At 72.0% G+C, this 20,487-nt stretch carries 15 protein-coding genes and 1 pseudogene; 8 read left to right on the forward strand and 8 right to left on the reverse strand.

Annotated elements, in window-relative coordinates; genetic code table 11:
* Nucleotides 1–243 precede the first annotated feature (243 nt).
* Complete coding sequence (locus J7E97_RS29590; protein WP_215033696.1) at nt 244–1,014, reverse strand: DUF4344 domain-containing metallopeptidase; 771 nt, start codon at nt 1,012–1,014, stop codon at nt 244–246.
* Between the two features lie 124 nt (nt 1,015–1,138).
* Here J7E97_RS29590 and J7E97_RS29595 point away from each other — a divergent pair, with 124 nt between their 5' ends.
* Nucleotides 1,139–4,609: a tetratricopeptide repeat protein gene (locus J7E97_RS29595; protein WP_251055356.1), complete on the forward strand. Its 3,471-nt coding sequence runs from the start codon at nt 1,139–1,141 to the stop codon at nt 4,607–4,609.
* Between the two features lie 91 nt (nt 4,610–4,700).
* On the opposite strand, the gene J7E97_RS29600 is transcribed toward J7E97_RS29595, so the two are convergent.
* Both J7E97_RS29600 and mca read right to left on the reverse strand, forming a co-directional pair.
* Nucleotides 4,701–4,919: a hypothetical protein gene (locus tag J7E97_RS29600; protein WP_215033700.1), complete on the reverse strand. Its 219-nt coding sequence runs from the start codon at nt 4,917–4,919 to the stop codon at nt 4,701–4,703.
* A gap of 2 nt (nt 4,920–4,921) precedes the next feature.
* Entirely contained in the window at nt 4,922–5,803 is an 882-nt protein-coding gene (gene mca, locus J7E97_RS29605; protein ID WP_215033702.1) for a mycothiol conjugate amidase Mca, read from the reverse strand.
* A gap of 124 nt (nt 5,804–5,927) precedes the next feature.
* Between mca and J7E97_RS29610 the strand changes: the two genes are divergently transcribed.
* Both J7E97_RS29610 and greA read left to right on the forward strand, forming a co-directional pair.
* Nucleotides 5,928–6,341, forward strand: coding sequence for a DUF4307 domain-containing protein (locus tag J7E97_RS29610; protein WP_215033704.1), 414 nt, complete (start codon nt 5,928–5,930; stop codon nt 6,339–6,341).
* Between the two features lie 278 nt (nt 6,342–6,619).
* The gene (greA, locus tag J7E97_RS29615; RefSeq protein ID WP_215033706.1) at nt 6,620–7,117 is read left to right on the forward strand and encodes a transcription elongation factor GreA; all 498 of its coding nucleotides are present in this window, start codon (nt 6,620–6,622) and stop codon (nt 7,115–7,117) included.
* Nucleotides 7,118–7,203: 86 nt separating this feature from the next.
* On the opposite strand, the gene J7E97_RS29620 is transcribed toward greA, so the two are convergent.
* The 3 genes from J7E97_RS29620 to ilvA form a co-directional block, all read right to left on the reverse strand.
* Entirely contained in the window at nt 7,204–8,061 is an 858-nt protein-coding gene (locus J7E97_RS29620; protein WP_215033708.1) for an ABC transporter permease, read from the reverse strand.
* Entirely contained in the window at nt 8,058–9,080 is a 1,023-nt protein-coding gene (locus J7E97_RS29625) for an ATP-binding cassette domain-containing protein (RefSeq protein WP_215033710.1), read from the reverse strand. Before J7E97_RS29625 ends, J7E97_RS29620 begins: the two co-directional genes overlap by 4 nt.
* Nucleotides 9,081–9,224: 144 nt before the next feature.
* A complete protein-coding gene (gene ilvA / locus J7E97_RS29630) occupies nt 9,225–10,457 on the reverse strand; it encodes a threonine ammonia-lyase (RefSeq protein ID WP_215033712.1) in 1,233 nt (410 codons plus the stop codon).
* Between the two features lie 329 nt (nt 10,458–10,786).
* Between ilvA and J7E97_RS29635 the strand changes: the two genes are divergently transcribed.
* Genes J7E97_RS29635 through J7E97_RS29645 form a run of 3 tightly spaced genes read left to right on the forward strand, consistent with a single transcriptional unit; the run spans nt 10,787 to nt 12,129 of the window.
* A complete protein-coding gene (locus J7E97_RS29635) occupies nt 10,787–11,332 on the forward strand; it encodes a MarR family winged helix-turn-helix transcriptional regulator (protein WP_215033714.1) in 546 nt (181 codons plus the stop codon).
* Nucleotides 11,333–11,389: 57 nt separating this feature from the next.
* Nucleotides 11,390–11,881, forward strand: coding sequence for a sigma factor-like helix-turn-helix DNA-binding protein (locus J7E97_RS29640; RefSeq protein ID WP_308346843.1), 492 nt, complete (start codon nt 11,390–11,392; stop codon nt 11,879–11,881).
* Nucleotides 11,878–12,129, forward strand: a complete 252-nt coding sequence (locus J7E97_RS29645; RefSeq protein ID WP_215033718.1) for a hypothetical protein — start codon at nt 11,878–11,880, stop codon at nt 12,127–12,129. Before J7E97_RS29640 ends, J7E97_RS29645 begins: the two co-directional genes overlap by 4 nt.
* 145 nt (nt 12,130–12,274) lie before the next feature.
* On the opposite strand, the gene J7E97_RS29650 is transcribed toward J7E97_RS29645, so the two are convergent.
* Nucleotides 12,275–13,432, reverse strand: coding sequence for a cystathionine gamma-synthase (locus J7E97_RS29650; protein WP_215033720.1), 1,158 nt, complete (start codon nt 13,430–13,432; stop codon nt 12,275–12,277).
* A 104-nt stretch (nt 13,433–13,536) separates the two neighbouring features.
* Between J7E97_RS29650 and J7E97_RS29655 the strand changes: the two genes are divergently transcribed.
* Nucleotides 13,537–14,643, forward strand: coding sequence for a hypothetical protein (locus tag J7E97_RS29655; RefSeq protein ID WP_215033722.1), 1,107 nt, complete (start codon nt 13,537–13,539; stop codon nt 14,641–14,643).
* 138 nt (nt 14,644–14,781) lie between these two features.
* On the opposite strand, the gene J7E97_RS36885 is transcribed toward J7E97_RS29655, so the two are convergent.
* Nucleotides 14,782–19,104 carry a ricin-type beta-trefoil lectin domain protein gene (locus tag J7E97_RS36885; RefSeq protein WP_215033724.1) on the reverse strand — a complete coding sequence of 1,441 codons (4,323 nt, stop codon included), beginning with the start codon at nt 19,102–19,104 and terminating at the stop codon, nt 14,782–14,784.
* 404 nt (nt 19,105–19,508) lie between these two features.
* On the opposite strand from J7E97_RS36885, the pseudogene J7E97_RS29665 reads away from it, so the two are divergent.
* Nucleotides 19,509–20,487 (forward strand): annotated as a pseudogene (locus J7E97_RS29665) (hypothetical protein); the annotation flags it as partial.

The raw sequence follows: 20,487 nt of genomic DNA on the forward strand, positions 1-20,487 counted from the left end.
AATGTGGTGGGCAAGTGCTCTGGCGCGCCGTCACCCAAACGTGACCGTAACCGGCTCGCGACGTTGTCCACCCGTCCAGCCCATCAGCTCGGCACGCCGCCCGGGCCAGGACTCGACGTCGAGCTTCAGCTGGCTGGGCCCGTGCGGCGAGCAGTCCCCAAGGGGTCTCGGGACAGTTGCTACGGCTCGTCGCGGGCGTAAGCGAAGAGCGCCGCCTTCGGCCTCGGACGGAGGGTCCCGGGGTCAGTGCCGCAGGTAGGGGGTCAGGGCGTGGGTCCAGGTGTCGCGGGTGTGGGTCCAGGTGGTGGGGCAGGCGGTGCGGGCGGGGGTGGCCAGGGACTTGTGGCGGGTGGGGAAGGCGCCGTAGACCGCGCAGCGGTGGGATTCGGCGCGGGTGGCGTCCGGGGCGTGCTCGTCGGAGGGGTCGGGGGTGGTTTCCGCGGCGGCCGACAGTTCGTAGGCGCGAGCCGCGGTCAGGAGGGTGGCGTCGCCCTCGGGGTCGTGGTCGAGCAGCAGCACCTGGGCGAAACGGTCGGCGGCGTCCTCCTCGGCGCGGTCGCCCTCGTCCGGGAGGTCCAGCGCGTCGATGAGGGCATGGCCGGCCTCGTGGTAGATCGTCTCCCGGACGACCTCGGAGAGCGGCTCGTCCGGGTTGGCGTCCCCGGCCGCGGCGAACAGCTCGCGCTCCTCGGCCAGGTCGTCGTAACAGAGCTCGATGCGGTGGGTGTCCGGGTCGTAGCCGGTGCCTTCGCCGTGGCAGGAGCGGGCGACGACGGTGACCGGGTACGGGAGGTCGAGGGAGGAGTTGAGTGCGGCGACGGCGAGGTCGGCGAGCGCCCCGTCCCGCAGGAAGCGGTGGCCGGCCTTGTCGGCCGCCGCGGGCTTCTCGTAGCGGAGGGCGAAGCCGCGGTCGGGCAGGGGATGTTCGGGCGCAAGCCCGCAGCCGGTCGCAGTCATGAGCAGCGCCGCCGTCGCACACAGCCCCGGCCCCGGGGTCGTCCAGCGTCTGCTCACCGGGCCACCCTATGCGACCGCTCGCGCGCCAACTCCCGCGGCACTAGCTCAGATTCTCTCGCGCTCCCGACCGTCCCGGCGGACACTTGGCGCACGGTGCCGGAGCTCTCTGAGGGGGATGCCGATGCGTGACAGCCATCGCGGCGAGGCCGAGCGGCTGCTGGGACGGGCCGTGGACGACGAGGCCGGGCGGGGCGCCGGTGGCGCGGCCGGGACTCCCGAGGCCAAGGCGGCGCTGCTCGCGCGCGGCAGGGAAGCGCTGGACTCGCTCGCGGCGAGTGCGGCAGAGGAGTACGGGGCGTACGTGCGCGCCCTGGACGGGGCGGCCGCCGGTGAGGAGTCGCTCGGCGAGGCCTTCCGGCGCGCGAACCTCTCGACGGCCTTGCTGGTGACGGCGGTCGCGGCGGCTTCGGCCGTCGGGGCGGACCTGGCCTTCGGAGTGGCGGCCGGTACGGCGCTGACCGCGGGGGTCGTGGTCGGTGCGGCCGGGGCGACGGCGACCGTGGCCAAGGTGACGGCCCTGCACCTGCCGGCCGCGAACCGGCGGGCCGGGGAGCTGGGGCGGCCGGGCGGGCCCGAGCAGCTGAAACTGCAGTGGCTGTCGGCGCTGGAGGTGCGCGGGATCCGGCCGTTCCTGGAGCAGCAGCGCAAGGTGGCCGTCGCCGCCCGCGCTTCGCAGAAGGTGACCGGGACCGGGGCTGGGACTGGGACCGCGATCGGGAACGCGAACGGGACCGGGACCGGCGGGCGCCCCAAGCTGGTCGGGGCCAACCGCAGCGCCGCGGCGCGCCGGCGGAGCATGCTGGAGCAGTCCTTCGGACAACTCCCGCTGCTGGACGAGGTCTTCGTGGGACGGAAGGCGGAGCTGGCGCGGATCGCGCAGTGGGTGCGGAGCGCCCGGGCCAGCACCGAGACCCGTCCGGTGGTCGTGGTGCTGCACGGCGAGCCCGGGGTCGGCCGCACCACGCTGGCGCTGCGTGCGGCGCACGCGCTGCGGGACCAGTTCCGGGGTGCCTGCGTGGTGGACCTGCGCGGCGGCGGCGCGACCGAGAATCCGCTGTCGACGCGGGAGGCGCTGCTGCACCTGATGAACCGGCTGGGGGCGCCGCGCGAGCAGCTGCTGTTCCGGGAGGGCGCTTCGGCGGAACAACAGGTGTGCAGGCTCGGCGAGTTGTACCACCTGCATCTGCAGGGCACTCCGGTGACGGTGGTCCTGGACGATGCCGTCGACGCCGCGCAAGTACGGATGCTCGTGCCCGAGCGCTCCGAGAGCCTGGTCCTTGTCACGGCGCGGGAGCCGCTGGACCTGCCGGCGGATCTGGCGGCCTGGGTGTACCAGTTGCCGGTGTCGCGGCTCGCGCGGGAGGCGGGCGCCGAGCTGATGGAGGCGGCGGCCGCCGCGCAGGAGGCCCCGTACGGGGAGGAGCCCGTACGGGGCCTCCTCGCGCTCGCCGCCGGCCTGCCGCTCGCGCTGCGCGTCCTGGCACCCCTCGGGAACGCCGGGGACGCTGGGGCCGCCGGGGACGCTGGGGCCGCCGGGACCGGGAACCCCACGGATGCCGGGCACGCCGGGCACGCCGGGACCGGGAACCCCACAGATGCCGGGCACGCCGGGGACGCCGGGGCAGGGGACCCCAGGAACGCCGAGGACACCGGGCATGCCGGGAGCACCGCGAGCGCCGGGCGTGCCGAGGACACCAGGTACGCCCCCGAATCACCGCCCCCCGGAAGCTCCCTCCAGGCGGCCCTCGACCTGGCCTACGCCGCCCTGCCCGAGGAGCGGCGCCGGCTGCTGCGCCGTCTGACGCTCGCCGGGCGGGCCTCGCTGGGCGCGGCGGCCGCGGCGGCGCTGATCGACGCCGACCAGGTGGAGGCCGGGCGGCTGCTGCGGGAGCTGGCGCGGGCGGGGCTGCTGGACCACGTGCGGACGGACCGGTTCCGGATGCACGACGCGGTGCGCGCGTACGCGGCGGCGCGCCTCGCGCACGACGAGGACCGGGCCGGGGCCGCGGCGGCGCACGAGCGGCTGATCCGGACGTACGCGCAGCTCGCCGACTCGGTGATCCGGATGGTCGACGGGAAGATGTCCACGCGCGCGAACGCCCTGTCCAGGACGAGCACGGTCGGCGGCCACGGCTTCGTCTCCCTCGACGCGGCGCTGCGCTGGCTGGACGAGGAGTCGAGCTTCATCACGGCGGCGCTGCGCCACACGGAGGGTGTGGACCAGCAGGCGGTCCTCGACCTGCTGGGCGCGCTCTGCGACTTCTGCCTGCTGCGCGGGGACCTGTACCGGCTGGGCGAGATCAACGAACTCGCCCAGGCGGTCGACCAGGGGCTGCTGGTCCGCTCGGTGCAGTGGCGTACGGGTATCGCGGCGCGTCAGCTCGGCGAGCTGGACAAGGCGCGCACGACGCTGACCTCGGTGGTGGACCAGTACATGGAGGCGCACCAGGAGGCGGCCGCGGGCATGGCGCTGGTCTCGCTCGGCATCACGCTGCACCACCAGGGCAACCTCCCTGAGGCCGCGGCCCGCATCCGCGAGGCGCTCGTGCTCCAGGCTCCGCAGGAGCTGGCGGGCGACCGCGCGTGGGGTCTGCACGCGCTCGCCGCGGTCGAACGGGACCGGGCGCACCTCGCGGAGGCGCTGCGGCTGCTGCGGGAGTCCCTCGCGCTGCACCGGGAGAGCGAGAGCGTGCACGGCGAGGCCTGGGCGCACCTCCAGCTCGGGCAGGTCTACCTGCGCCTGGGCGAGGTGGCGCGCGCGGAGTCGGAGCTGCGCCTGGCCCTGGAGCTGTACGGGCGCACGCGCGACGACCGCGGTGAGGCGTGGGCGCTGACGCAGCTGGGCCGGGCGCGGGTGGTCGCGGGGGATCCGGGTCCGGCGCTGGAGCTGCTGCGCGACGCGCTGGCACGCCACCGGGTGGCGGAGGACGCCCGCGGCGAGGCGTGGACCCTGTACTACCTCGGGCAGGCGTTGGAGGAGGCCGGGGAGCGGGACCGGGCGGTGCGGGAGCTGGAGCGGGCGCGCACGATGTTCTCCCGGATGCGGGACGTGTACGGGCTGGCCCATGCCCGTCACCATTCCGGCCGGGTGACGCGCGACCAGCGGGCGGCCCAGACGGGGAACCTGAAGAACTCCGGTTTCGCCCGCCAGCTGCTGGTGGACGCCCGGGCGGACTTCCGTCGCATCGGCCTGGCCCACGGGGAGGCCTGGACCTGTCTGGAGCTCGCCGTCGTCGATGCCGGCAACGCGCGCACCGCGCAGGCCCTCGACCTGTGCGAGGAGGCGGTGCGGCTGTTCATCTCCTACGGGGACCGCCGCGGCGAGGACTGGGCGCGCTTCCTGCGCTGCACGCTCCTGCCGTACGCGCTCCCGGGAGCCCCCGACGAGGCCCGGACGGAGCTGGCGCGGCTGGCGGCGGCCCCGCACCCGATGCGGGACGGGCGCCTGGAGGACTGCCTGGAGTCCTACGCGGTGATCCTGGCGCGCGGGGTGGACCCGGCGGAGGGCTGGCAGGCGTGGCGGCTGTCGCTCGTGCCGAACCTGCACGCGCGGGAGATCATGGGCGTCCCCGTACCGCTGCCGCCGGTGTAGGGCGCGCGAGGGTCCGCCGCCCCGCCGTTCACAGCCGGCGGCGGGGCGGCGGTCCGGCGAGCGGCCCGCGGAGGAACCCCTGGGGACTCCCCTACGGGGCCCGCGTGCCCTCCGTCGGGGCGGGCTCGGGGGCTTCCTTGAAGTCGACGCGGCCCATGTGGCGGCTCATCGACTTCATTAGGCCCCACACCCCGAGGGCGAGGGCGGCGAACACGATGAATCCCAGGAGTCCCGGGGTCACCTTGTTCTTGTCGAAGGTGTCGCCGGCCAGCGGAAGGAGCTGGGCGATTGCTGCCTGCGTAGCGCTCATAACTACGCATTCTCCCGGATGCCCGCGAAGAGGTCGGACTCGGGGAGGGAAGTGTCCACGAGCGACTTCGCCAGCTCGTACTCCTCGGTCGGCCAGACGTCCTTCTGGATCTCCATGGGCACGGTGAACCAGCCGCCGTCCGGGTCGATCTGCGTGGCGTGCGCGATGAGCGCCTTGTCGCGGATCTCGAAGAAGTCGGCGCAGGGAACGTGGGTGGTCAGGGTCCGCTCGGCGCGCTGGAACTCCTTCCACCGCTCCAGCCACTCGCCGTACGGGGACTCCAGGCCGCGCGAGAGGAGCGCCTCGTGCAGGGCGATGGTGCGCGGCTTGTTGAAGCCCTGGTTGTAGTAGAGCTTCTGCGGCTGGTACGCCGGGCCGAACTCGGTCTCGGGGTACTTCTCGGTGTCGGCCGCGTGCTCGAAGGCCACCATCGAGATCTTGTGGGTCATGATGTGGTCCGGGTGCGGGTAGCCGCCGTTCTCGTCGTACGTGGTGATGACCTGCGGCCGGAAGGCGCGGATCTTCTTCACCAGGCTGCCGGCGGCCTCGTCGAGGTCGGCCAGGGCGAAGCAGCCCTCGGGCAGCGGCGGGAGCGGGTCGCCCTCGGGCAGGCCGGAGTCGACGTATCCCAGCCACTCCTGGTCGACGCCGAGGATCTCGCGGGCCTCGTCCATCTCCTTGGCCCGGACTTCGTGGATGTTCTCCTCGATGTACTTGTCGCCCTGGAGCTTGGGGTTCAGGACGGAGCCGCGCTCACCACCGGTGCAGGTCACCACCAGTACGGCCACCCCCTCGGACACGTACTTGGCCATGGTGGCCGCGCCCTTGCTCGACTCGTCGTCGGGGTGGGCGTGGACGGCCATCAGTCGAAGCTGCTCGGTCAAGACAGGATCCTCTTTGAGTCGTCAGGGCGGGCGCCTTCTATAGTGACCGAATCGGGGGGTGGAAAAATTCCGGGGGGACGCCCCGGGATTTGACGGTGTTCACCCACCTCGAAGGGAACGATCGATGAGCGCGGTGCGCGAAGGACTGCCCGAGGGCCGCTACGGCCGGTCGGCGGACGAGCGTGCGGACCGCAAGCTCAAGATCGTGGGCTCGGTCCTCGGGGTCGGGCTGCTCGGGGTGGTCGGCTGGATCGGCTGGGACTACGTGGCCGGTCAGAGCGTCAGCGCCGAGGTCATCAAGTTCCAGGTGATCTCCGACTCCGCGGTGGAGGTGCACCTGGAGGTGCGCAAGGAGGCCTCGGTGACCGGGGTGTGCACGCTGAGCTCGCAGGACAAGGAGCACGGCGAGGTGGGTCGCGCCGACTTCACGTTCGCCCAGGAGGACCGGCGCGTGGACGAGGTCGTCACGCTGAAGACGACGGGCAGGGCCACGATGATCGAACTGATCGGCTGCCGCCCGGCCGGCTCCGAGAACTGAACCGGACGGCCGCACGCCCGGACAGCCGCACGCACCGGACAGCCGCACGCACCGGACGCCCCGATGCCCTGACAGCCGCACGCACCGTGCGACGGGCAACACGCCGGGCCGCGGCGGAGGCACTCGTTCCGCGGATTCCGGTTCTTCCGGCTTCGTCACCGGGCCCTGACGCACTTCACACGCCTGGTGTCCTCCCCCTTTTCTTCCCGAATTGTTAGGCTCGTGGTTTCGTCCGCCGCTGGCGGCTTTTGTAGTCCCTGTACCGACGAGGAGCACCCGTGACCCAGACGAGCGAGAGCGTCACCTGGCTGACCCAGGCGGCGTACGACCAGCTGAAGGCCGAGCTGGAGTACCTCTCTGGTCCCGCACGCACGGAGATCACGACCAAGATCGCTGCTGCGCGCGAGGAAGGTGACCTCCGTGAGAACGGCGGTTACCACGCGGCCAAGGAGGAGCAGGGCAAGCAGGAGCTCCGCATCCGCCAGCTCACGCAGCTCCTGGAGAAGGCGAAGGTCGGCACGGCCCCCGCCTCGGAGGGCGAGGTGGCCCCCGGCACCCTCGTCAAGATCGCCTTCGACGGCGACGAGGACGACACCATGGAGTTCCTGCTGGCCTCGCGCGAGTACGCGTCCTCGGACTTCGAGACCTACTCCCCGCAGTCCCCGCTGGGCACCGGCGTGATGGGCAAGAAGATCGGCGAGGACGCCCAGTACGAGCTGCCGAACGGCAAGCAGGCCTCGGTCAAGATCCTCGACGTCAAGCCCTTCACCGGCTGATCACCCCCTTTGCGAAATTCGCCCCGCCGAGCGTCAGCCCGGCGGGGCGAAGTGCTTTCACGGCCCGTGCGGGGGCCGGGGCGGGCCTACGCCGTCGCCGAGCGGTACTTGCGCACCGCCAGGGTGCGGAAGACCACGATGATCAGCACCGACCAGAGGATCGACGCGATGACCGGGTGCTGCATGGGCCAGGCCTCCGGGGTCGGGTAGCCCTCCGGGAGGTTGCCGAAGAGCTGCCGGGCCGCCTGGACGGTGGCACTGAAGGGGTTCCACTCCGCGATGTGCCGCAGGAAGGCCGGCATGTTGTCGGAGGGGACGAAGGCGTTCGAGATGAACGTCAGCGGGAAGAGCCAGATCAGCCCGCCCGAGGTGGCCGCCTCCGGGGTGCGCACCGACAGGCCGATCAGGGCGCCGATCCAGGAGAACGCGTATCCGAGCAGGAGCAGCAGGGCGAAGCCGCCGAGGACCTCGCCGATGTTGCTGTGGGTGCGCCATCCGACAAGCAGCGCCACGATCGCCAGGACCACGAGCGTGAGGGTGGTCTGGACGAGGTCGGCGAGGGTGCGGCCGGTCAGGACCGCGCCGCGGGCCATGGGCAGGGAGCGGAAGCGGTCGATGAGGCCCTTGTGCATGTCGTCCGCGATGCCCGCGCCGGCGCCGGCCGTGGCGAAGGTGACGGTCTGGGCGAAGATGCCCGCCATCAGGAACTCGCGGTAGGCGGCGGGCGAGGTGCTCCCGCCGACGGATATGGATCCGCCGAAGACGTAGCTGAAGAGGACGACGAACATCACCGGCTGGATCACGCCGAAGATGATCATCTCGGGGATGCGGGACATGCGGATCAGGTTCCGCTTGGCCATGACCAGGGAGTCCTTGCCTCCCTGGACGAGTCCGCCGCGCGGGCGGGGTGCCAGCAGCTCCGGGGTCGCGGAGGTGAGGGTCATTTGGCCGCCTCCTTACGGGCCTTGCGGCCGCCCTTGGCGTCGGCGGCGGGTGCCTCGTCGCCGTTCTCCGGGTCCGCGAGCTGCGCCGCGTGGCCGGTGAGGGAGATGAACACGTCGTCCAGGGTGGGGCGGCGCAGGCCGATGTCGTCGATCTCGATGCCGCGCCCGTCCAGTTCGCGGATGACCTCGGCGAGCAGCTTGGCGCCGCCGGAGACCGGCACGGTCAGCTTGCGGGTGTGCTCCTCGACGGTGGTCTCGCCCGTGCCGAAGCCGGCGAGGACCTCGCGGGCGGTGGCCATGCGGTCGCGCTCGTGCACGACGACCTCGACGCGCTCGCCGCCCGTGCGGGCCTTGAGCTGGTCGGAGGTGCCGCGCGCGATGACCTTGCCGTGGTCGACCACGCAGATGTCGTGCGCGAGGTGGTCGGCCTCCTCCAGGTACTGCGTGGTGAGCAGCAGGGTGGTGCCGCCCGCGACGAGTTCTTGGATGATGCCCCACAGCGCCTGGCGGTTGCGGGGGTCGAGGCCGGTGGTGGGCTCGTCCATGAACATCACGGGCGGGCTGACGACCAGGGCCGCCGCGAGGTCGAGGCGCCGGCGCATGCCGCCGGAGTACGTCTTGGCCGTGCGGTCGGCGGCGTCGCCGAGGTTGAACCGCTCCAGGAGTTCGGCAGCGCGGACCTTCGCGGCCTTGGCGCTCATCTGGTAGAGCTGGCCGACCATCTGGAGGTTCTCGCGGCCGGTCAGGTATTCGTCCACGGCGGCGAACTGGCCGGAGAGGCCGATCGCGCGGCGGACCTCGTTGGGGTGCTTGAGTACGTCGATGCCCGCGACGACTGCCTTGCCGCTGTCGGGCTGGAGGAGGGTGGTCAGAACGCGCACGGTCGTGGTCTTGCCCGCCCCGTTCGGGCCGAGCAGACCGAGGACGGTGCCTTCGGGGACATCGAGGTCCACGCCGTCCAGAGCCCGTACGTCGCCGAAGGTCTTGACCAGACCTTCGGCGTAGATGGCGCCTGGCATATGGATTCCCCCAGTGCGGATCGAGCCGAGCAGAATCGTTACATTTCTACGCAGATCCTAGGGGCGCCGGGTGGATCAAGCCCGGCCGAACGGGCGAAGGGTATCGCGTCATATCGCGTTCCGCCACGGCTCTGAACCGCCGGGCTAGCCCATGACCTTGTACCCCGCGCCGTGCAGCGACCGCGCGACCTCCGCGCAATGCTCCGGCCCCTTCGTCTCCAGGTGCAGCTCCACCTCCACCTCCGTCAGCCCGAGCCGCGGGTCGGTCCGTACGTGGCTCACGTCCAGCACGTTCGCATCCACCACTGACAGCACCCCCAGCAGGCCCGCCAGCGCCCCCGGCCGGTCGGTCACGCGGAGCCGCAGCGACAGGTAGCGGCCGGCCGCCACCATGCCGTGGCGCAGGATCCGCTGCAGGAGCAGCGGATCGACGTTCCCGCCGGACAGGACCGCGACCACCGGGCCGTCGCCGTACCGTTCGGGCTCGCTCAGCAGCGCGGCCACCGGGCTGCACCCGGCCGGCTCGACCACCATCTTCGCCCGCTCCAAACAGAGCAGCAGGGCGCTGGAGAGCGCGTCCTCGGACACCGTACGGACGTCGTCGAGGAGCTCGCCAATGATTTTGAAGGGGATGTCGCCCGGGCGCCCGACCTTGATGCCGTCGGCCATCGTGTTCGGGTTCTCGATCGACACCGGGTGCCCGACCTTCAGCGAAGGCGGGTACGCGGCCGCGCCCGCCGCCTGGACGCCGACCACCCGCACGTCCGGCCGCAGCGCCTTCACCGCGACCGCCACACCGGCCGCGAGCCCGCCGCCGCCGATGCCGACCAGGATCGTGCGCACCTCCGGGCACTGCTCCAGGATCTCCAGGCCGACCGTGCCCTGGCCCGCGATGATGTCGCGGTGGTCGAAGGGGTGGATGAACACCGCCCCGGTGCGGTCCGCGTACTCCTGGGCGGCGGCGAGGGTCTCGTCCACCACCTGCCCGTGCATCCGCACCTCGGCCCCGTAGTCCTGGGTCGCGGCCACCTTCGGCAGCGGCGCCCCGACGGGCATGAACACCGTCGAGCGGACCCCCAGGAGGGAGGAGGCCAGGGCCACGCCCTGCGCGTGGTTGCCGGCGCTGGCGGCGACGACTCCGGCGGCGCGCTGCTCGGGGCGCAGACCCGCGATGCGCACGTACGCGCCGCGCAGCTTGAAGGAGCCGGTGCGCTGGAGGTTCTCGCACTTGAAGTGGACCGGGGAGCCGGTGAGCGACGAGAGGTACCGGCTGCCCTCCATCGCGGTCACCCGGGAAACGCCGGAGAGCATCTTCTGGGCCCCCCTGACGTCGTCGAGGATGACCTGCGGAACGGGCTGCGGCACGCGGTAGTTCATGCGGCCAGTCTCGCAGCCGGTCCGCCGCGCGGCGCGGGACGCGGGACGCGGGGGCCTGGGGACGGGGGACGGAAGACGCGGGGCCGGAAAGAAGCGGACGGGCCCGGGGCGGAAGGAAGGAGGGCACGGCACGGCACGGTAAGGAGGAGGGACGCGGGAGGGCGCGCGGGCGCCTCGCGCGGAGGGGCTGGATCCCGCCATCCGGGACGGCTCGCGAGCGGGGTTCCGCACCGGCCGTATCAGTTCTCGTACGAGGAGTACGAGCCGCCGCACGGCCGCGTACTCTGTCCCCCGTCCTTGTCGGCCCCACGCGAAGAGAGCCCACGGCCATGCCTTCCACCCCGGCCAGTTCCGACCTGCCCGCACCGGCCGAAGCGCCCGCCGAAGCCGGTCTCCTCGACGCGCTCCAGCACCAGGTGGCGGTCTTCGCCCGGCGCGCCGAGCAGACCCGCCTGGGCGGGGTCGGCCAGGTCCGCAACTCCATGGACCGGGCCGCGTACCTGCTGCTGAACCGGCTCGACCTGGAAGGCCCGATGGGCGTCAAGGCGCTCGCCGGCGGCATGGGCATCGACTCCTCGACCGTCACCCGCCAGGTCGCGCCGCTCGTCGACAGCGGCCTGGTCAAGCGGACCTCGCACCCCGAGGACGGGCGGGCCGTGGTGCTCGCGCTGTCCCCGCGCGGGCTGGCGCGCCTGGAGGAGGTCCGCTCCTCGCGGCGCGAGCTGATGGCCCGGGTGACGGACGGCTGGAACGAAGGGGAGCGCGAGTCGTTCACCGCGCTGCTGACCCGCTTCAACCTCTCGCTGTCCGAGCTGATGTCGGCCGGCGCCGAGGGCGGGGCCGACCCGGCCTCCGAGGCGGGCCCCGCCTCCTGATCCCGCTGCGCCCGACCCCTTGACCGGGGTGGTCCCACCGGCCGCACTATGTGGTCTGTGGACCACGGCCCGGGCCCTTACGCGGAGTTCGAAGCCTTCGTCGCCGGTGCGGCGGGGCGGCTCCTGCGCGTCGCGATCCTGCTCACGGCCGAGCCCGACACGGGAGCGCCCGGCGCGGCCGACGCCCCCGCCGCGCGCCGGCTCCTCGGGGGCGCCCTGGCCCGTACGTACGCGAACTGGCGCAGGCTGCGCGGGGACGACCCGTACGACTACACCCGCCAGGAACTGTGCGCCGCCTTCGCCCGCACGGGCCGGCGCCACCACGGCGGCAGCGGGATACTCGCCCGGCTGGGTCCGCTGGAGCGGCTCGTGCTGGTCCTGCGGATCTACGAGGGGGTCGCGGAGGAGGTCACGGCGGCGCAGCTGGGGCTGCCGCCCGAGCGGGTGCGGGCGCTCTGCGGCCGGGCCGTGGCCGAGCTGCGGGCCGCTCCCGCGTCCGGTCGGGCCCCGACGACGGCGGCCGGGCCGGCTGCGGCAGGTGCCGCATGAGCCAACCGGAGCCGAAGGAAGCGCGGGTCAGGCAGCTCCTGGAGGGGCCGTACCCGACGGTGCCGGCCGGGCTGGCGGCGGGCGCGGCCGCACGCGGGGACCGCGTGCTGCGGCGGCGCCGGGCGGTGCGCCGGATCGGGTGGATGGTGCTCTTCGCGGCGGCGGTCGCCTTCTTGGTCTGGGCCTCGCTGACCCACCCGTGGGCGACGCCGTCGAGCGAGACGTCTCCGCCGTGGCGGGACTGGTGACCGGCGGCCCGCGCCGGGACCGCTGAGCAGCGGGTCCCGGTCCGGGTCCCGGTGCCGCTGCCGGTGCTGGCCCCCCGGCCGCTCCGCACACGGAGCGGCCGGGGGGGCCGGGCCGACGGCTCGTACAGGCCCGGCCGGCCCGCGGCTAGCCCAGCGCCTGCGTCAGGTCCGCGATCAGGTCGTCGGCGTTCTCGATGCCGACCGAGACGCGGATCAGGTCCGCGGGTACTTCCAAGGCCGAGCCGGCCACCGAGGCGTGGGTCATGCGGCCCGGGTGCTCGATGAGGGACTCGACGCCGCCCAGGGACTCGGCCAGGGTGAAGATCTTCGTACGGGCGCAGACCGCGACGGCCTCCTCCTCGCCGCCGACGACCTGGAAGGAGACCATGCCGCCGAAGTTGCGCATCTGCTTGGCGGCGACCTCGTGGCCCGGGTGCTCGGGCAGGCCCGGGTAGAGGACCTTGGAGACCTTCGGGTGGCGCTGGAGCACCTCGACGATCTTGGCGGCGTTCTCCGCGTGCCGGTCCATGCGCACGGCCAGCGTCTTGATGCCGCGCAGCACGATCCACGAGTCGAAGGGGCCGGCCACCGCGCCCATGGCGTTCTGGTGGTAGGCCAGCTCCTCGCCCAGCGCCGCGTCCGCGGTGACGAGCGCGCCGCCCACGACGTCGGAGTGCCCGCCCATGTACTTGGTCAGCGAGTGCACGACCACGTCCGCGCCGAGCGCGAGGGGCTGCTGGAGGTAGGGGGACGCGAAGGTGTTGTCCACGACCAGCTTGGCGCCGGCCGAGCGCGCGATGTCGGCGACCATGGCGATGTCGGTGATGCCGAGGAGCGGGTTGGAAGGGGTCTCGACCCAGATCACCTTGGTCTTCGGGGTGAGCGCGGCCCGTACGGAGGCCGCGTCGGAGGTGTCGGCCACCGACCACTCGACGCCCCAGCGGGAGACGACCTTCGCGAAGAGGCGGAAGGTGCCGCCGTAGGCGTCGTTCGGGATGACCACGTGGTCGCCCGGGGAGAGCAGCGTACGCAGCAGGCAGTCCTCGGCGGCGAGCCCGGACGCGAAGGCGAGGCCGCGGCGGCCGCCCTCCAGCGCCGCGAGGTTCTCCTCCAGCGCGGTGCGGGTCGGGTTGGCGCTGCGGCTGTACTCGTAGCCGCCGCGCAGTCCGCCGACGCCGTCCTGCTTGTACGTGGACACCTGGTAGATCGGGGGTACGACCGCGCCGGTCCGCGGGTCCGCCGTATTGCCCGCGTGGATGGCGCGGGTCTCGAAGCTCTGGTGCTCGTGGCTGTCGTCGCTCATGGCCCGATGCTAATGCCCCGGCGGCCCCCGTCCTCTTCTCTCCCCCCTCACGCCGGCCCGTCCGTATTGGCGTTCGTACGGGTGGGTCTGGTTCGCTGGGGGGTATGGAGATTCTGTGGTTCCTGCTCGCGATGGGCCTGCTCTTGGCCGCCGTCGGACCGTACCTTCGGCGCAAGCGCGGCGGCCTGCGCCTGGCCGTGCCCGGCAGCCCCGACGCCGCCGACCCCGCGGACTACGGATTCGCCCTCCAGGAGGAGCTCGACGTCCGGATCCCCGGCCCGGACCAGGACCTGATGGACGCCTTGGACCACGTGCGGCGCACCGGGCAGTGGCAGGCCGCCTCCCAGCTGCTGGCCGGTACCCCGAAGGAGGGCGAGGTGCGCTGGCAGCGCGTCCAGGCCTTCGCCGGTTCGGCGGCGCTGGAGCTCGCCCGGGAGCCCGGTCTCGGCGCGCCGTGGTTGAAGGCGTGGCGGCTGGAGGCGCCGAAGGACGCGGGTGGCGCGCAGGTGCACGCGGAGCTGCTGGCGCAGCAGATGTGGCGGCGCCCGGAGGGCGTGAGCGACGCCGACGTCCGGATCATCGCGGAGGAGGCCCGGGAGTCCTGCCGCACGGCCGCGCTGCTGGCTCCGGGCGACCCGGTCCCGTACATCGTCGAGCTGGCCGTCGCCCGGATGCTCCACTACTCGGAGGCCGAGTACGACGCGCTGTGGGCGAAGATCATCGACCGGGCGCCGCAGCACATGGGCGCGCACCTGGCCGCGCTGAACTACTGGTGCGCGAAGTGGCACGGCTCCCGGGAGAAGGCCGACGCCTTCACCCACTACGCGGCGGCCCGCGCCCCGCGGGGCTCGCTGCTGGCGGCGCTGCCGCTGTTCGCGCTGTACGAGCACGTGCCCGACGTGGTCCTGATCCGCAGCTTCCACCAGAGCGCGGCGGTGACGCGGGCGGTGGAGGGCGCGCTGTACGCGGTCCACAGCGCGCGCCCCGACGATCCGATGCTGGCGCACGTACGGCACTTGCTGCTGCTGTTCCTAGTCGGCGGCGAGCGGTGGGCGGAGGCGATGGAGCAGGTCCGCCACGTCGACGGCTACGTCGGCGCCCTCCCCTGGTCGGCCGACCCGGACCCGGCGGCCTCGTACGCGGTCTACCGCGCCCTGGCGGTGGCGGGCTACGAGGCGAACGGCGGCTCCCCGGCGACACTGCCGCGCTGACGGCGGTTCCACGGACATACGGCGACGGCCGCCCCTCCCGGATGGGAGGGGCGGCCGTCGTCATGCTGTGGTGCTGGTACTTGTGCTGGTGCTGGTGCTGGTGCCGGTGATTCCGGTGGCAGCGGTGCTACCGGTGGGTCACGGTGCCGCGTCCAGGGTGGGTACCGGCAGCGGCGCGGTGGCCAGGGTCGTGATGGTCCAGCGCTGGGCGTTGGAGGGGTTGCAGTCGTACAGCCAGAGCTGGGTGCCCGGGGTCGTGTTGTAGTTGCCGAGGTCCACGCAGCGGCCGGAGACCGGGTTGTAGATCGAGCCGTCGGCGCGGGGCACGAACTTCTGGGCCGGGGTCGGAGTACCGCCACAGGTCCGCAGTTCGAGCAGGGTGAGGTTGGCGGTACCCGAGTTGGTCGCGTTCACGCACTTGCCCTGGATCCGGAGGGATCCGTCGGCCCGTACGTCGAACTCCTGGGCCACGGTGCCGTTGCAGCCCGCGATCTGGATCTTGTTGCCGTCATCGGTGCTGGCGTAGTCGTTGTCCACGCAGATGCCCGGGGCCGGGGCCGCGGTGAGCGTGATCCGGCCCGTGGTCGCCGGGGCGGTGGGGGCTGCCGCGTACTGGTAGGCGGCGAAGTTGCTGACGCCGCCGTTCAGTACGTCCGAGTTGGCCCCGGAGACCTTGTAGCGGCCGAAGACGATCGGACCGCTGGGGGCGGGGCTGGTGGCTGCGGCGTGGTGTCCGGTGCTGGCGAGGACGCCGTTGACGTAGAGGCTCATCAGGCCGCTGCCGGCGTTGTAGACGGCGGTCAGGCGGGTCCAGGCGTCAGGGGTCCACCGGGCGGCCTGGTTGGCCACGCTGGTGTAGTCGTAGGGCCAGCCTCCGCCCTGCGCGTTGGCCATGGCGAAGTGCCACTGACCGGTGTTCTTGTCGCCGTAGATCATGAACGAGCTGTTCAGCGTGCCGTCCTGGCTGACGACCATGCTCGTCGTGGGCCCCGGGGTCGTCGACCCGTGCTTGGCCCAGGTGGTGATGGTGAAGTCCTTGCGGGTGTCGAGGCCCGGACCGCTGGTGGTGATGGTCGACCCGGCGCCCTTGAACGCCGCGTAGGAGGTGCTACGGCCTTCGATGGTCTCGGCGGCGGGGTAGGTGATGCCCGCGGTGGTGGCGGGGTACTTGTTGCCGCCGGCGCTGGGGGTGCTGGTGGCGGTCCCGGCGTTCAGCTTCCACTGGTAGGCGGGGGTGTTGAGGTTGCCCTGCAGGGTGACGCCCGGGGCGACGGCGGTGACGGTCGGGTAGAGGACCGAGGTGCCGTTGGGGGCGGTGCCGACGCCATTGAAGGAGAAGAGCTGCTGGGTGGTGTCGACGGCCCAGAGGTCGGGGATGTTGTCGCCGGTGAGGTCGCCGTCGGAGCCGACGCGCGGGTAGCGGGCCGGGTCGATCTTGCCGGTGATGAGGCCGGCGGCCGGATCGGCGATCCCGGTCAGGACGGGTGCCTCGGGGGTGCCGCCCGTGATGGTGAAGGCGTGGAGCGTGCCGCCGTCGGTCTTGTTGCGGGCCCACAGGGTCGCGTAGTTGGTGCCCTTGGCGCGACCGGGGGTGAGCAGTTCGTAGCCGTCCCAGCGGGTGTCGTTGCCGGAGATCAGGTACGCCGGCGAGTCGAGCTGGTTGGTGGCACCGGGGATGCCCAGCCACAGGCGCCCGTTCTCCACGAACAGGAGCGAGCTCTGGGGCAGGGAGTTCGGCTGTCCGGCCTTGCTGTCACCGGTGACCGAGCCGTAGGCGGCGATCTGGGTGACCTTGGACCAGTCGGTACCGAAGCCGTAGTCGGCGCAGTTGATCGGGGTGAAGTCCGCCTTGGCGCAGGAGCCGGGCTTGTCCACCTTGTTGGGTGCCTGGCCGTCGACCAGTCCCGTGCCGCTGTTGGTGAAGACGTACAGGTTGGGCTTGCCGGGCTCGTGGGCGAGGAGGTCGTCGACGTTCTTGTTGCCGAGGCTGCCGCGGTGGGTGAGCTGGATGCCGTTCCAGCCGTTGCCGCTCACGCTGGAGCGGGCGAGGGCGACGGGGGAAGCGGCGGGGTCGCCGCCGCCGTTGATCTGGCGGATGTTGCCTGCGGCGTCGGCGAGGACGACGTCGGCCTTCTTGTCACCGTTGATGTCGCCGAAGATCGGCGCCGGACTGTTCGGGTTCGACGGGACGTAGAAGCTGTAAGCGACGGGCTGCGACATGTTGCCCGCGTTGTCCTGGGTCTGCAGGTACAGGTAGTTGGTGCCCCAGGCCCGGGGGGTGTACTGGACGGTGGCCTTGCCGGCCGTGAACGTCTTGATGATCCCGGGGTCGCTGTCGGTGCAGTTCCAGTCGGAAGCCGCCTTCACCGGGTCCGTGGTCCAGCGGGCACAGGCCAGGCCGGAGCTGCGGTTGGTGCCGGTGATCGGGGCGTTGTCCGCACCGGACAGCGTGAAGGTGCCCGTCTCGTCGACGCGCTTGGGGTGACCGCCGGTGGTGCCGGAGAGCGGGAAGTCGCTCGACGTGACAGCCGCGGACGGCGCGGTCCGGTCCACCCGGAAGAAGCACCAGCCGGTCTCGGCGCTGGTCAGCGTGCCGTCCGTGGTGCGCGCGGTCCAGCCGTACTGGTGGCCTTCGATGAGCATGCCGGCATCGACGACCGCGTCGCCGGAGGAGCCGTTCCAGCCGGTCTGGTGCCACACGGACTGGCCGGCGGCGTCGTCGTCCCAGATCTGGAAGGTCGTCTGCAGCTGGCGGCCGGTGGGCGACCAGGTGTCGGACGTCAGGTAGACGTTGGAGTTGGCGCCGATCCAGCCCGGGTTGTCCCAGGGCTGGGCCGCCCCCGGGGTGGTGCAGGCGGAGTAGGTGCCGGTACCCGCGAAGCCCGGGGTGGGGCTGGTGCGGGGGCTGCCGACGTGGGGCTGGAAGTCGTACGTGGTGACGATGTGCGGGGTGTTGCTGAACCGCTGCCGGTAGTACATGTTGCCTTCGTCGTCCGGCGCGAGGCCGAAGGTGAAGGTCGAGGCGCGGATGGCGGCGTGGCTCTTCATCTGGGAGGTGACGTCGTACTGGATCTCACCCGTGCCCGAGATCGTGGCGCCGCCGATCTTGGTGCAGCCGCCCATGCGCGAGTTCTTGTCGCAGGGCTGGTTGTTCCAGGTCGTGGGGCTGCTGATGCCCGTGGGGCTGTGGTAGAGGCCCATCGGGGTGGCCGTGCTGGGGCTGGAGGAGGAGACGACGGTGGCGTACAGCCGCGCGTCGAGGACCTCGGCGCCGTGGATGGCGGAGTTGATGCCGATCTGGAAGTACGCGCGCTCGCGGCCCTTGCGGGTGCAGGTCGAGTAGCCGCAGTAGCCGGTGGCCGGCGTGTTCTGGCCGTCAGCGGTCCCGTTGAACTCGTTGGTGTCGGGGTACGCCTCCTGCACCTGCGACCAGGCCTGGTTGGCGCTGTCGGCAGTCGGGTTGACGCCCGGGTCGATGTACCAGGGGCCGGTGCCCTGGCCGAGGAGGGAGGTGTCGGGGGTCAGGTCGATGCCGGTGGCGTCGGCCTTGACGGCGATCGGCTTGACGTTGGCGGTGTCGCCGGGGCCGTCGGGGGTGGAGGCGGCGACCGCGTCGGCGGCGGCGGGGGCGGGGGCGGACTGGGGGGTGACGTCCGCGCCGCTCGTGCTTGCCGACTTACTGGTCTTCGCGCTCTTCGGGGCTACCGCCTCGGGGGCGGCCTTCTTGCTGGAGTCCCACATGAAGGAGGTGGGGCTGGTGAAGCGGGCCTTGCCCTGGGTGTCCTTGAAGGCGATGTTGCCGGCGGCGTCGGCGGAGGTGTTGAGCCCGGGTGCGTCGACGTCGAGGCGGATCTTCTTCAGGGCCGGATTGGCGGCGGCCTGCGCGGTGCGGACGATCAGGACCTGGCTCCAGCCGCCGAGCTGGGTGGCGGTCAGGCGCAGGTCGACATCGGGCAGGACGTTCTTGTAGAGCGCGTCGTTGCCGTCAAGCACCGGCTTGGGCAGCTTGAACGGTGACTTGACGGCCAGCTTCTTGCCATCCGCTGTGGTCATCGTCGCCATCGGGCCGGTGCCGCCGCCGGAGATGCTCAGCGGGGACGGCACGACCGCCGGGGATATGGTGCCGTCGGCGTTGACCCGCAGCGTGGTGTCGATCGCCCGCCAGGACCCGTCCTTCTGCTTCACCCGTTCCGGAGCCGAGGCGGCGTCCACGGTGAGGGTGCCGCCCGGGTTGGCGAAGGTCTGCGAGTTCCCGGTCGTCAGGTGGTCGACGGCCACCCGCTTGCCCATGGTCTTGGCCTGGGCCAACGCGGCTTCCACGGCCTTCTGCTGGGCCGTGGGCTCGGGCCTGGCGGTGGGAGCCGGCCAGTTGTGGTCGGCCGGCCCGTTCGACGCGAAGGCGTCCGGGGCGGCGATCAGCCCGGCCCCGAGGGACAGGGACAGTACGGCCGCACCGGTCACGGAAAGCGTCGCGGCCGCGGATGCCCGCCGACGCCGGAGGGACCCCCGGCCCGTCCTGGGGTCAGGTGATGAAGAAGATGGCCTCATGGGCAGGAGGTCCTCGCTATGCGCGTCGGTGAACGAAGGTCACGCGCACGCTCCTTGCTCTCCGCAAATCTGTCAACACTTTGTCATATCTGTATGTCCGCTTCGGGATGCGAAGGGTCAGCTTGCCCTCACGTGACATTGATCATGTAAGCGAATGTTAAAGAAATCCTATGTGAAGGGTTGCCTCCCTCCTTAGGGTGCGGCTGTCCGGACTCTGTCAAAAACGGACTCTCGTGTTCCTTTTCTGTGGGGGGATTTTGTTGTCTCGTCAGGGTGGTTCGCTTTCGCGCGTGCGCGCGAGACGGCCACGTGTAGCGATGGTCGCCGTGCTCGCGGTGCTCATCTCCGGCCTGGGTTTGCCCGCGGCCGAAGCGGTGGCGAAGCCGCCGAAGGTGTGGGTGCCGCCGAATACGGCGCTCCCGCAGACCCAGCCCGTCAAGGGCTCGGAAGCCAAGCCTGTCGACGCCAAGGCGCCGGCGAGCAAGCCGTGGAAGCCGGATGCGAAGGCCAAGGCTCCGGCCGGCTCCGCGACCGTTCCGCTCGGCTCGACCGGTGGTTCGGGAACTGTCGCTGGTGCAAAGCCCGTTCAGGCCGGTGAACTTCCGGTATGGCTCTCCGCACGCTCCGGCCCGAAGCCCTCCGCGAAGCTTTCCGAGCTCGCCACGGCGCCTGCCGCCGGTGACCCCGCCTCGGGTGAGGGTTCGTTGCGGGTGGAGGTGAAGGACGAGGCGAAGACGCGGGCGGCCGGTGTCGAGGGCGCGCTGGTGGCTCTGACCGATGCGGCTGGTTCGGCTGCTTCGGGCAAGGTCCAGGTCGGTTTCGATGTCTCGGCGTGGTCGAAGACCACGGGCGCCAACTGGGGTGACCGCGCGCGTGTGGTGCGTCTTCCCGACTGCGCACTGACGACCCCGGGCGCGGAGGGCTGTACGGCCCGTACGCCGGTCGCTTCGCACAAGGACGCGTCGGGCCGCCTGGTGGCGGAGGTCGACGCTCCCAAGGGTGTGACGTCCACTCCGAGCATGCTGAAGTCCGGTGGGTCTTCGGCTCTTTCGGCGTCTCCGCAGATGCTGGCGCCGCAGGCGGTCGCGCTCGCGGTGGAGCCGGGCCCGTCGGGTGCGAGCGGTGACTACACCGCGACGCCGATAGCGCCTTCCATGTCCTGGCAGTCCGGCTCGAACGCCGCGAACTTCACCTACGGCTATACGGTCGAGGTTCCCTCCGCCATCGCGGGCGCCGGTCCGAGTGTGGGTCTTGCCTACGACTCGTCTTCGATCGATGGCCGTACGGCGTCGACGA

The organism is Streptomyces sp. ISL-66, assembly GCF_018614135.1.
Classification (GTDB): Bacteria; Actinomycetota; Actinomycetes; order Streptomycetales; family Streptomycetaceae; genus Streptomyces.

Coding starts and splice junctions, on each gene's coding strand:
- J7E97_RS29620 (WP_215033708.1), bottom strand. CDS start 8,061: ATGACCCTCACCTCCGCGACCCCGGAGCTGCTGGCACCCCGCCCGCGC.
- J7E97_RS29610 (WP_215033704.1), top strand. CDS start 5,928: ATGAGCGCGGTGCGCGAAGGACTGCCCGAGGGCCGCTACGGCCGGTCG.
- J7E97_RS29595 (WP_251055356.1), top strand. CDS start 1,139: ATGCGTGACAGCCATCGCGGCGAGGCCGAGCGGCTGCTGGGACGGGCC.
- J7E97_RS29650 (WP_215033720.1), bottom strand. CDS start 13,432: ATGAGCGACGACAGCCACGAGCACCAGAGCTTCGAGACCCGCGCCATC.
- ilvA (WP_215033712.1), bottom strand. CDS start 10,457: ATGAACTACCGCGTGCCGCAGCCCGTTCCGCAGGTCATCCTCGACGAC.
- J7E97_RS29655 (WP_215033722.1), top strand. CDS start 13,537: ATGGAGATTCTGTGGTTCCTGCTCGCGATGGGCCTGCTCTTGGCCGCC.
- J7E97_RS29635 (WP_215033714.1), top strand. CDS start 10,787: ATGCCTTCCACCCCGGCCAGTTCCGACCTGCCCGCACCGGCCGAAGCG.
- J7E97_RS29645 (WP_215033718.1), top strand. CDS start 11,878: ATGAGCCAACCGGAGCCGAAGGAAGCGCGGGTCAGGCAGCTCCTGGAG.
- J7E97_RS29625 (WP_215033710.1), bottom strand. CDS start 9,080: ATGCCAGGCGCCATCTACGCCGAAGGTCTGGTCAAGACCTTCGGCGAC.
- J7E97_RS29600 (WP_215033700.1), bottom strand. CDS start 4,919: ATGAGCGCTACGCAGGCAGCAATCGCCCAGCTCCTTCCGCTGGCCGGC.